General features: G+C 49.7%; 11 protein-coding genes. 2 read left to right on the top strand and 9 right to left on the bottom strand.

What is annotated here, in order from left to right; translation table 11 throughout:
• The coding region (locus Q1K24_RS07800) for a hypothetical protein (protein WP_300368455.1) at positions 1-315 on the top strand (315 nt) is incomplete at its 5' end.
• Positions 316-341: 26 nt separating this feature from the next.
• Here Q1K24_RS07800 and Q1K24_RS07795 read toward each other — a convergent pair.
• Complete coding sequence (locus Q1K24_RS07795) at positions 342-644, bottom strand: hypothetical protein (RefSeq protein WP_300368452.1); 303 nt, start codon at positions 642-644, stop codon at positions 342-344.
• Positions 622-1,470 (bottom strand): HAD-IIB family hydrolase, encoded by an 849-nt coding sequence (locus Q1K24_RS07790; RefSeq protein ID WP_300368449.1) that lies wholly within the window; start codon positions 1,468-1,470, stop codon positions 622-624. The genes Q1K24_RS07795 and Q1K24_RS07790 overlap by 23 nt, the downstream gene beginning before the upstream one ends.
• Positions 1,471-1,592: 122 nt before the next feature.
• On the opposite strand from Q1K24_RS07790, the gene ppa reads away from it, so the two are divergent.
• Positions 1,593-2,111 carry an inorganic diphosphatase gene (gene ppa, locus Q1K24_RS07785; protein WP_300368446.1) on the top strand — a complete coding sequence of 173 codons (519 nt, stop codon included), beginning with the start codon at positions 1,593-1,595 and terminating at the stop codon, positions 2,109-2,111.
• Positions 2,112-2,147: 36 nt separating this feature from the next.
• On the opposite strand, the gene Q1K24_RS07780 is transcribed toward ppa, so the two are convergent.
• The 7 genes from Q1K24_RS07780 to pyrH all read right to left on the bottom strand — a co-directional run bounded on the left by Q1K24_RS07780 (position 2,148) and on the right by pyrH (position 9,512).
• Positions 2,148-2,567 carry an META domain-containing protein gene (locus tag Q1K24_RS07780; RefSeq protein ID WP_300368443.1) on the bottom strand — a complete coding sequence of 140 codons (420 nt, stop codon included), beginning with the start codon at positions 2,565-2,567 and terminating at the stop codon, positions 2,148-2,150.
• Positions 2,568-2,575: 8 nt separating this feature from the next.
• The gene (locus Q1K24_RS07775) at positions 2,576-3,934 is read right to left on the bottom strand and encodes an N-acetylmuramoyl-L-alanine amidase (RefSeq protein ID WP_300368440.1); all 1,359 of its coding nucleotides are present in this window, start codon (positions 3,932-3,934) and stop codon (positions 2,576-2,578) included.
• 159 nt (positions 3,935-4,093) lie between these two features.
• The gene (locus Q1K24_RS07770) at positions 4,094-5,185 is read right to left on the bottom strand and encodes a nitronate monooxygenase family protein (protein ID WP_300368437.1); all 1,092 of its coding nucleotides are present in this window, start codon (positions 5,183-5,185) and stop codon (positions 4,094-4,096) included.
• The gene (tyrS, locus tag Q1K24_RS07765) at positions 5,185-6,384 is read right to left on the bottom strand and encodes a tyrosine--tRNA ligase (protein WP_300368434.1); all 1,200 of its coding nucleotides are present in this window, start codon (positions 6,382-6,384) and stop codon (positions 5,185-5,187) included. Before tyrS ends, Q1K24_RS07770 begins: the two co-directional genes overlap by 1 nt.
• Positions 6,385-6,393: 9 nt before the next feature.
• The gene (locus Q1K24_RS07760) at positions 6,394-8,559 is read right to left on the bottom strand and encodes a RelA/SpoT family protein (RefSeq protein WP_300368431.1); all 2,166 of its coding nucleotides are present in this window, start codon (positions 8,557-8,559) and stop codon (positions 6,394-6,396) included.
• Positions 8,560-8,567: 8 nt separating this feature from the next.
• Positions 8,568-8,780, bottom strand: coding sequence for a DNA-directed RNA polymerase subunit omega (locus Q1K24_RS07755; protein ID WP_300368428.1), 213 nt, complete (start codon positions 8,778-8,780; stop codon positions 8,568-8,570).
• 21 nt (positions 8,781-8,801) lie between these two features.
• On the bottom strand, positions 8,802-9,512 hold the full coding sequence (pyrH, locus tag Q1K24_RS07750; protein WP_300368425.1) for a UMP kinase: 711 nt from the start codon (positions 9,510-9,512) through the stop codon (positions 8,802-8,804).
• Positions 9,513-9,896: the final 384 nt, after the last annotated feature.

Raw genomic sequence — 9,896 nt, 5'->3', positions numbered from 1 at the left:
AACATGGTATCACTTTTGCTTGATATAGAACCCATCTCAAAAATCCCCATAGGCGGTAACGGAAGCGATTTTGCTTCCTCTTGCGGCGCTTCGACGCAGGCGATGCCATCGGCGCATCGTCAAGGAGAAGCAACAAAGAGAGGGGGCAAAAGCGCTCCGCCCGCAGGGTGGCACAAAAAAGCACGCTGCACTTCGTTGAAAATGCTCGATGTGGCTTTGGCCACACCTTGCGCTTTTCGCCTTGTCATCGCACCTTTTGGGTGCCATTTCCGCCCATGGGGATTTTTGAGATGGGTTCTAGTCTCCTTTCATTGATTTTACCGCTTCTGCATATCAATACTCTATGCGCCGATAAGACGCGGAAGCGACAGGAAAAGGGCCATGAGAACAGCCACCAGATAGATGGCGTTGGCCAAAGCTCCTATCTTCTCTTCAGCTCTTTTCGTTCGTTCCCATCCGTTCACCCCCATGACGATGCCGATCGCTGCTGCAATGAAGGAAAGCATCGTGTAGGCTATCAATGGATAGAAGAGGTAGCGTAAAAAGATTGGCATATCCGCCAGACCGAAAAAGATGGCTCCGAATGAGCATATGGCTATAACAAGATTGAAAAGAAAAATTTTACCCGCTGTACTCTTTCCCATTCAAAATCTCCTTATTAAGAAATTTCGCGACGGCATCGTCGTCGTTCGTCCACGGCAGAACGATATCGGCACGCTCCTTTACCTCGTCGATCGCATTGGCGACGGCGATTTTTCGGCCGGCCGCGGCAAAAAGCCCCAGATCGTTGTGGCTGTCTCCAAAAACCGTAGTATGGGCTCTGTCGGCCCCTTCCATCTCTTCGAGTCGCATCAACGCATGCGCCTTGTCCCCTTTCGCATGCAGAATGGTCATGAACCAGCAATCGATATAGGGATCTTTGGAGCGTTTGACCTCGATGGTATCGCCGAACTCTTTCTTGAGTACCATTTCCAGATCCGCGGTTACCGCTTCGTTGTCCAGATAGACGATTTTCAAATTTCTCTCCATTGCCCGCAACGGATCGGCATCGATCAGCCTGCGGTCGTTGTGGAAAGTTTTCAACAGCTCTTCGAGATAGCGGTTTCTCTGTTTGGGGTAGACGAAACGTTCCGTATCGTCATGTTCCAGCCCCACGAGCAGCGGAAAGATGCCAGCCAAACGATATACGATATCGATGATGGCATCCCCGATCTCTCTCCCCAGGGCACTGACATGCAGCACGTTTCCGTTCGGTGCGGCGATCATGACGCCATCGAGAAGAATGAGCGGCTCTTTCAGGTGCAGTCCATCGAGCAGTTTCATGACCCCCGTATAACTGCGAGCCGTCGCAACGGAGAGCTTGACACCCTTCTCGACCGCTTCATTCCAGACGGTACGGCTGAAATCGCTGATCGTCAAATCGCTTCGGAGAAAGGTCTTGTCCAGATCTGTCAGATAAAATTGCTCCATTTCCCTCTTTCACTTCTCTTTGATGGCGCAATTTTAACATACTCCTGCGTGAACTGCTTTGATTTGATTTTCAATCACATTGCGCTAAAATTCCACATTAACATCATGAGGAGAAAACCACAATGGATATATCAAAAATAGGAAGCGGTGAATGCCCCGACAAGGTTCACGCTCTTATCGAGATCCCCTTCGGATCGAATATCAAATATGAACTCGACAAGGAGAGCGGTGCCGTCGTTGTCGACCGCGTTCTCTATTCGGCGATGTTCTACCCTGCAAACTACGGTTTTGTGCCCAATACGCTCGCAGACGACGGCGATCCGATTGACATTCTCGTATTGAACGACTATCCCGTCCAGGCAGGTGCCGTCATCAAATGCCGCCTTATCGGCGTACTGATCATGGAAGACGAAGCGGGAATGGATGAGAAATTGCTGGCCGTACCTGTCAGCAAAATCGATCCGACATACGACAATATCGAAAGTTACGAAGATCTTCCGAAAGCGGTATTGAACAGAATCAAAAACTTCTTTGAGACCTATAAAATGCTGGAACCCAACAAATGGGTCAAAGTGAAAGATTTCAAAGGAAAAGAGGAGGCAGCTGCGCTGCTGGAAGCTTCCATCAAGAACTACAAATAGACCGTATTACAACGAGGGAAGTCACCTCCCTCGTTATCATTTTTCAAACTCCATAAACAGAAGCGACTTTTCACCGTTTCTTTTCAACACGAGCATGCCATCTTCGAAATCGTATGCATCGACTTCCAGCAACCGTTTTCGAAATTCGTTCTCACCTTTGATATCGGGACACGCCAGCATCGTGTGGGGATCCATGGCAAAATGGATCGTTTTGCCATCTTTCTCATAGCTGCCACCAAGACCATTGCATCCGGCAAATCCTTCATATCTCTCGTTATGCAGAAGCATCCACGCATTCTGGGGCACCACCATCGCATGGTTGCCAAAACTCATGAGCTGCCAGCGCTTCCCTTCGATATGTACCGTTTCCACCACGTGTTGAACCGGTTTGGGCTGCTGGGCACATCCGGTAAAATAGAGTATCGCCACACACCCAGCCAGAAACATTTTCAACATGATCTCTCCTATTTGTTGTGATAGATATAGCTTTCGATACCGTTTGCAATTCCTTCAGCCAACAATTTCTGATAATAGGGATTGAAAAGCCTGCGCGCTTCGGTCGGATGCGTGATGTAGCCGATTTCGATCAGTACCGCAGGCATCTGGGCACCAACCAGCACCCAGAACGGACCTTCCCGAACACCGTTGTCCACAACCGCTTTGTACTTTTTTCTGACAGAGGTGAGCATCTGTCTCTGCAGATCGATCGCCAGCTTGTTCGACTCGATGATTTTTTCCCGGTTCAAAACACTCAGATAGGCATCTTTCGTGTAGCGGTCTATATCTTTGATTTCGGCACTGTTTTCGATGGCCGCCACCCGTTTGGCACGGCCGCTGCGGGCCCGGGAAAGAAAGTAGGTCTCTATCCCTTTGCTTTTTAGATAGTTTCGCCTGCTGGCCGCCGCATTGGCATGAATCGAGATGAAAAAATCGGCCTGCTTTCTGTTGGCGTATCGTGTCCGCTTCTTCAGAGGGATGAATACATCGCGTTCCCGTGTTAGATAGACATTGAACCCTCGGCTGCGCAACACCTTTTTGAGCTGTTTCGCCACCGCGAGAACCGCATCTTTTTCTTTTCTGCGCTGATACCCGACGGCACCGCCATCCTTCCCGCCGTGGCCGGGGTCCAGTACAACGGTGTAGCGGCGCAGCATCGAGCTTGGAAGCGATGCCTCTTTCGGAACGGATTGGACCGTTCGTGCCGGCAGTGCCGTTTTCGCTTTCGCTTTCTTGCTCGGCAAACCCGTTACGGTCTTCGATTTTGTCGTACTCTTTTTCGGCAAGGCGGACGCACCCTTCCCATAGCCTGGGAGAGTGATACTCAGTTGACTTCCCGATATACGGGATGTGGGTTTGTAGGGTTTTGTGGTTTCGATCACGATTCGGATCTTTTTGGGGTCGTACTGTGCTATGCGTATCTCTTTGAACCCCTCGCCTCGTATCCGTTTGATCGAATAGGGAACCCGTGCCGGAGAGAGATCGTAGACATAGAGAACGTTCCCGTTGCGTTCGAGAATAAAATGACGAAGGTTTCCGTTTTTTATAGATCCCGAAAAATGCAGGTGAAGCTGCCCGTTTTCCACTTTCGTCGACAGGAGTTTGCGTTTTTGTCCGGAAGAGGAGACGGAGGAAGCAGACTGTTTTCTTTTCGATTGGCTCTTTGTCGTCCGTTTTTCCGGTCTCTCTCCAACGAGATCGGGCCGGATCGTTTTCAGAGCGTTTTTATAGCGGGTGGGATCGAGCCCCAGTGTTTCCGATGCTTTGATGAGCCCAAGAAGCGACTGCACCTGCAACTCTCTGTTTTGTTCGAGAAGACCTTTCATATAGAGAGACTGGTAGTCGTGATACCCTTTCCATACAGTCGATTTGGCATCGGAATCTATTGCACGTTCGGCATCCTGAAGCCGCGTGCTGTAGTCGGCCCCGAAAAGAAAAAGTGTAAAAACCAGAACGGCTAAAAGAAACGGCGCTTTTTTTATGGGTTACTCTCCGTGCACCAGTTTATGCATCAGTTCTTTGACGCTGATCAGCCCATCGAGCCGATAGCCGTTCGCACCGGAAAAGAAGAGCCCAAGCTCTTTATCGCCCATGTATGCATCGCTCAGACGGTCGGCGATACAGTAGCCGACCTGCTTCGCCTCGACACCACGCTTACAGGGTGCCACACAGTTGCTGATGCATTTGATGGCCGGGCCTTCCCGCCGGTCCACGAGATCGATCAGGTTTGTACGCACACCGCGGGCCGGATAGCCTACGGGGGATTTGAGCAGCAGGATATCCTCTTTTTTGGCATTCAGAAGAATCTCTTTGAAATTCTGGTGGGCATCACATTCGTGGGTGCCGATGAAACGGGTACCCATCTGCACGCCGGTTGCACCCAGCCCGATACACTTTTCGATATCGTTTTTGTCCCAGATACCGCCGGCAGCGAAAACGGGAATACCGCCCCAGCTGTTCGCCTCTTCGACAACCGGAGCGATCAGATTTTCAAGCTGGTACTCCTCCATCAGACACTGTTCATAGGTAAATCCCTGATGGCCTCCGCTGAGCGGACCTTCGAGAATCACCGCATCGGGGATGCGCCCATACCGTTTTTCCCAACGTCGGCATATCAGACGCAACGCTTTGGGTGAAGAGACGATCGGAACGAGTGCGACATCGGGATAGTCGGCGGTAAATTCGGGCATGTTGGTCGGAAGCCCCGCACCGGTGATGATGATGTCCGCTCCGGCTTCGCAGGCGTCTTCGACGACACGACCGTAATCGTTGATGGCATAGAGCACATTACATGCCAGTGGTGCATCACCGCAGATTTTGCGGGCATTTTCGAAAATTTTGATCAACGCCTTTTTGGAGTAGAAGTTGTCGGCTTCCAGCGGGCGATTCGAAACGAGTTTGTCGGCGTACGCCCGATTTTCGTAATATCCCGTTCCCACGCTGCTGATAACGCCGAGACCACCCTCCAGACTGACGTGACCCGCGAGCTGGTCCCAGCTGATTCCGACCCCCATGCCCCCCTGGACAATCGGGTATTTGATCCTGTATTTTCCGATATTGACAGGTTTGAGTTCCACTACTTCACCTTCACTTTTGCAAATTTCTTTTTTCCTACCTGAAGTATATAATCTCCCGCTTCCAATTGCAAGTCTTTGTCGTGCACTTTCTCCTGATCGATCCGCACGGCACCCGCCTGAAGATCACGTCTGGCCTGTGACGTCGACGGTTCGAGCTTCGCTTCGACAAGTGCTTTCGCAATCCAGATCGGGCCCTCTATCTCGTATTCGGGCATATCGGTCGGAAGATCTTTTTGTTTAAAGACCTTGTTGAACTCTTCGCATGCCGCCAGTGCCGCATCCCTGTCATGGAAACGTTCGACAATCTCTTCGGCCAGCATCTCTTTGGCACGTTTGGGATGAAGCGTTCCGCCGGCCACTTCCTCCTTCATCGCCGCAATCTCCGTCAAAGAGCGGGCGCTCAGCAGTTCGTAATAGCGCCACATCAGTTCGTCACTGATGCTCATCACTTTCGCGAACATCACATTGGGCTCTTCGTTGACACCGATGAAGTTTCCCAGCGATTTACTCATTTTCTGTACGCCATCGAGCCCTTCGAGAATCGGCATCATCAGGACAACCTGCTCTTTCCCGACATGGTAGGCACGCTGCAGGTGCCGCCCCATCAGCAGATTGAATTTCTGGTCCGTTCCTCCGATTTCAATATCGCTTTTGAGCACAACACTGTCATATCCCTGAAAAAGCGGATAGAAAAATTCATACAGCGAAATATCCTGGCCGCTTTTGAACCGTTTTTCGAAATCATCACGCTCCAGCATGCGAGCCACAGTACGTTTCGATGCCAGTTCGATCATCTCGTAACTGGTCAGCTTACCGAGCCATTCGCTGTTGAAGACGACGATCGTCTTCTCGGGATCGAGAATCTTGAATACCTGCTCCTCATAACTCTTCGCGTTCTGTTTCACCTCGTCCTTTGTCAGTTTCTTCCGTGTCTGACTCTTGCCTGTCGGATCCCCGATCATACCTGTAAAATCACCGATCAGAAACTGAACGATACCGCCAAACTTCTGAAAAGTCGCAAGCTTCTGGAGCAGCACGGTATGGCCGAGATGGAGATCGGGAGCTGTCGGATCGAATCCCGCTTTGACATAGTAGGGCTCGCCTGTTTCGTAATAGCGTTTGAGCAGTGCTTCGATCTGCTCGTCAGTGATGATTTCCGCGGCCCCGCGTCTGATTTCGTTTAAGGCTTCTTCGATCATATAGTGTCCTTATGGTAATTGTTTGTATGCATCCGTCAGATTGACCATTTCGATTACTTTGAAACGTCGTTCGAGAAGCAGTTTGAGACGATTTCTATCATACTCTTTGCTCTCGACAACGAGTTCGCACAGGTTGCTCTGGGCACTTCCTTCACCCAATCGGATCGATATGACGTTCGTATCGATTTTCGCCAGGAATCCGAGGAGCTTCGCCAAAGCCCCTTTCTCATCCTTGAGGGTTACAAGAATCCGGAAACGAATCAGTTTGCTTTCGCTCCACTCCACAAAGAGCATGGGGGCGTGTTTCCGGATCCACGTATACGCCTTCTCGCAAAATTTGTGATGGACGACCGCTTTGTTGCCAAACCGGAATGCCACGATCGGATCGTTTCGTTTCGGATGACAGCAGTAGTCGAATTCGACGCTGCCGATGTTTTCGGAAGCATAAATGACAAAATTTTCGAAATTGTACTGTTTGATACGTTTTGGCGGACGCTGAAAAATCGTCGGCAGCAATGACTTTTCCTTGCGGCTTTCAACGAATCTGTTGACTACCTCTTTATAAAAACTCAAATCGCGGGCCACCCGGTAGATCTGATCCTGCAGCCCATTCTGTTCGATCCAGCTCTCCACTTCCGGCGGAAGCAGATTGAACGTAGCTGCCAGAATATTGATGGCGCTCATGCGATCGATCTCTTTTTTCCGCTGGTTGCAGCGGGTCCGCATATGACTCTTGGCACGCGATGTTTTCACCGCATCGATCCATGTACAGTGGTAGATGGGATGGTCCGCCGTAATAATCCGTACGAGATCGCCGTTTTTCAGTTCCGTCAGCAGCGATGCCGCCCGCTTGTTGACGAGTGCCGCCGATGCACATTCGCCAACCTGCGTATGAACGGCATAGGCAAAATCGAGGACCGTTGCTCCCCGCGGCAGCGCAATCTGATCCCCACCCGGTGTAAAGACACTGATATCTTCACTGTACAGATCATTTTTCACAAGTTCATAAAACTCTTCGATCGACTCATTCTGATACTGAAGGTTCTTGAGCCACTGAATATTGATGGATGTCTCCTCATCCATTTTGTATTTCCAGTGTGCGGCAATACCAAACTCTGCAGTCTTGTGCATCTCAAACGTACGAATCTGCGCTTCGATGATTGACGTGTCGTCGAAAACCGTCGTATGGAGTGTCTGATAGCCATTCTCTTTCGGAAGCGCGACATAATCTTTGAAACGTGCGATGAGCGGCTTGAAATGCAGGTGCAGTGTACCGAGCGATCGGTAACAGTCGATCGGTTTCTCCACCAATATTCTGACTGCGAGAAGGTCGAGTATTTCATCGATCGAAATCCCTTTGCGCTGCATCTTCAGATAGATTGAATAGTAGTGCTTGACACGGCCGAAGATTTCGAAACTGTCCGCTTTGAAGCCGTTATGGACCATCAGGGTTTTGGCTTTCGAAATGAATGTGTTGAGTTTGATCTGAAAATCCTGGCTGTGAGAGGTGATAAAGGAGTCGATTTTCGCATACTCTTTCGGAAATAGATAGTAGAAACTCAGATCTTCGAGCTTGTTTTTCATTGCAGCGATACCGAGCCTGTGCGCGATCGGAGCGTATACGACCAATGTCTCTTCGGCAATACGATGCTGTTTCTCTTTCGGCAGGGCGTCAAGTGTCAGCATATTGTGAAGTCGGTCGCACAGTTTGATGATGAGCACACGGACATCTTCGATCGAGCAGATGAGCATCTTTCGGAAACTGAGTGCCGAAGTCACGAGTTTCTCATCCGATGTCGAAGGAACCAGTTCGGTCTCACGGATTTCGACGATCTTTGTCAGACCTTCAACCAGATAAGCGACATCTTCACCGAATTCCGATCGAATGTCATCGATCGTAAACGGTGTGTCTTCTACGACGTCATGCAGCAGAGCCGCCAGTACCATCGTCTCGTCCGCACTGATCGTCGCCGTGATTCCGGCGACAAGGATCGGATGGATGATATAGGGTTCGCCGCTTTTTCTTTTTTGTCCGGCATGCGCTTTTTTGGCGTAATCGAGTGCATTTTTGATTCTCTCGTTGACTTCGATCGTATCGGAAAGAATCTCTTCCGCTTCCTCGATGGTATTTATGTTGCGGACAATATTGATCAGGGGCTCGAGGGCCGGGTTCATAGGTGGCCTTAGCTCTGTTCCAGACCCTCTATTTTGATGATGCCTTCGGCAATCTCCGTAATGGCGATATCGGAATATTTGAATTTTTTCGGATCCATCTGCACAAGAGGTTCCGCACCGGCAGCCAGTTCATTGGCACGTTTCGAAACGGCAGCAGAGAGGAGATACCGGTTGTAATTCGCTTTTTCAAGGGCTTTCGCCGCTATTTTTTCAAGTCTCATATTGTTCAAACTCCTAAGAAATTATTTTACGATGGAACACTTTTCGTAATCGCCCTGCATGATGGCAAGGAGGTTCCCTTTTTTAAACATATCGCAGACGACGATCGGCAGGCTGTTCTCTTTCGCCAGGGCGATCGATGTGTCATCCATCACTTTGATGTTATCCGCAAGCGCTTCGTCATAGGTCAATTCCGGAAGTTTTTTCGCATCGGGATATTTCTTCGGATCTTTGTCGTATACGCCGTCGACTTTTGTCGCCTTGACGATCATATCCGCTCCGATCTCTATCGCACGGAGTGTCGCCGCTGTATCGGTCGTGAAGAAAGGATTGCCCGTTCCTGCGGCAAAGATGACGATACGTCCTTTTTCGAGATGGCGGATAGCCCGCCGTACGATAAAAGTTTCACAAATCTGTTCCATCTTGATCGCACTCTGGACACGCACACGCATTCCGAGGTATTCGAGAGCCTCCTGCATCGCGATGGCGTTGATGACTGTGGCGAGCATTCCCATGTAGTCGCCGCTTGTCCGTTTGATGATGCCATCTTTCGCCGCCGTGACGCCGCGTATGATGTTGCCGCCGCCAATGACGACACCCACTTCAACACCGCTGTCGACAAGCTGTTTGATCTCTTCGGCGATAAACTTCAATATGGAGGTATCGACACCATACCCGCTCTCCCCGGCCAATGCCTCTCCGGAAAACTTTACCAGAACCCGCTGTTTCGCCATGACCACTCCTTCTGCCCAAACCGTCTGCCATCGGTTATGAAAGTGGTTGGATTTTATCCAAAAATTACTTTGAAAAAGATAATAACTGTTTTTTGATCTGTGGCAATTATGAATCGTATTCAATCATTGCGTTTGTTATGCCGATGTTATATAGTAAAGAAGACGTTGTTCGTTTGTATATTATGCATATCGTTAACATTTATTTATGATTGTGTAACGCAGGATTTACTCTCTTCAGTTATACTGATTGTAGATGATTACAAAAAATTCGAAAGGATCTAACGGCATGAAAAGATATCTCTTCATTCTGCTCGCCACTGTGAGTATCCTCTTTCTGGGAGGCTGTAACAACGGGAACGATGAATTTGTCGACACGAGAGACAA

It is taken from the genome of Hydrogenimonas sp., from assembly GCF_029932565.1.
GTDB lineage: Bacteria > Campylobacterota > Campylobacteria > Campylobacterales > Hydrogenimonadaceae > Hydrogenimonas.
Note: the sequence above shows the minus strand (reverse complement) of the source record. Positions and strands in the feature narration are given on the sequence as shown.

Excerpts from the sequence above, each read along its gene's own strand:
- Q1K24_RS07795 (WP_300368452.1), bottom strand. The coding sequence starts at position 644 with ATGGGAAAGAGTACAGCGGGTAAAATTTTTCTTTTCAATCTTGTTATA.
- Q1K24_RS07790 (WP_300368449.1), bottom strand. The coding sequence starts at position 1,470 with ATGGAGCAATTTTATCTGACAGATCTGGACAAGACCTTTCTCCGAAGC.
- ppa (WP_300368446.1), top strand. The coding sequence starts at position 1,593 with ATGGATATATCAAAAATAGGAAGCGGTGAATGCCCCGACAAGGTTCAC.
- Q1K24_RS07780 (WP_300368443.1), bottom strand. The coding sequence starts at position 2,567 with ATGTTGAAAATGTTTCTGGCTGGGTGTGTGGCGATACTCTATTTTACC.
- Q1K24_RS07775 (WP_300368440.1), bottom strand. The coding sequence starts at position 3,934 with ATGAAAGGTCTTCTCGAACAAAACAGAGAGTTGCAGGTGCAGTCGCTT.
- tyrS (WP_300368434.1), bottom strand. The coding sequence starts at position 6,384 with ATGATCGAAGAAGCCTTAAACGAAATCAGACGCGGGGCCGCGGAAATC.
- Q1K24_RS07760 (WP_300368431.1), bottom strand. The coding sequence starts at position 8,559 with ATGAACCCGGCCCTCGAGCCCCTGATCAATATTGTCCGCAACATAAAT.
- Q1K24_RS07755 (WP_300368428.1), bottom strand. The coding sequence starts at position 8,780 with ATGAGACTTGAAAAAATAGCGGCGAAAGCCCTTGAAAAAGCGAATTAC.
- pyrH (WP_300368425.1), bottom strand. The coding sequence starts at position 9,512 with ATGGCGAAACAGCGGGTTCTGGTAAAGTTTTCCGGAGAGGCATTGGCC.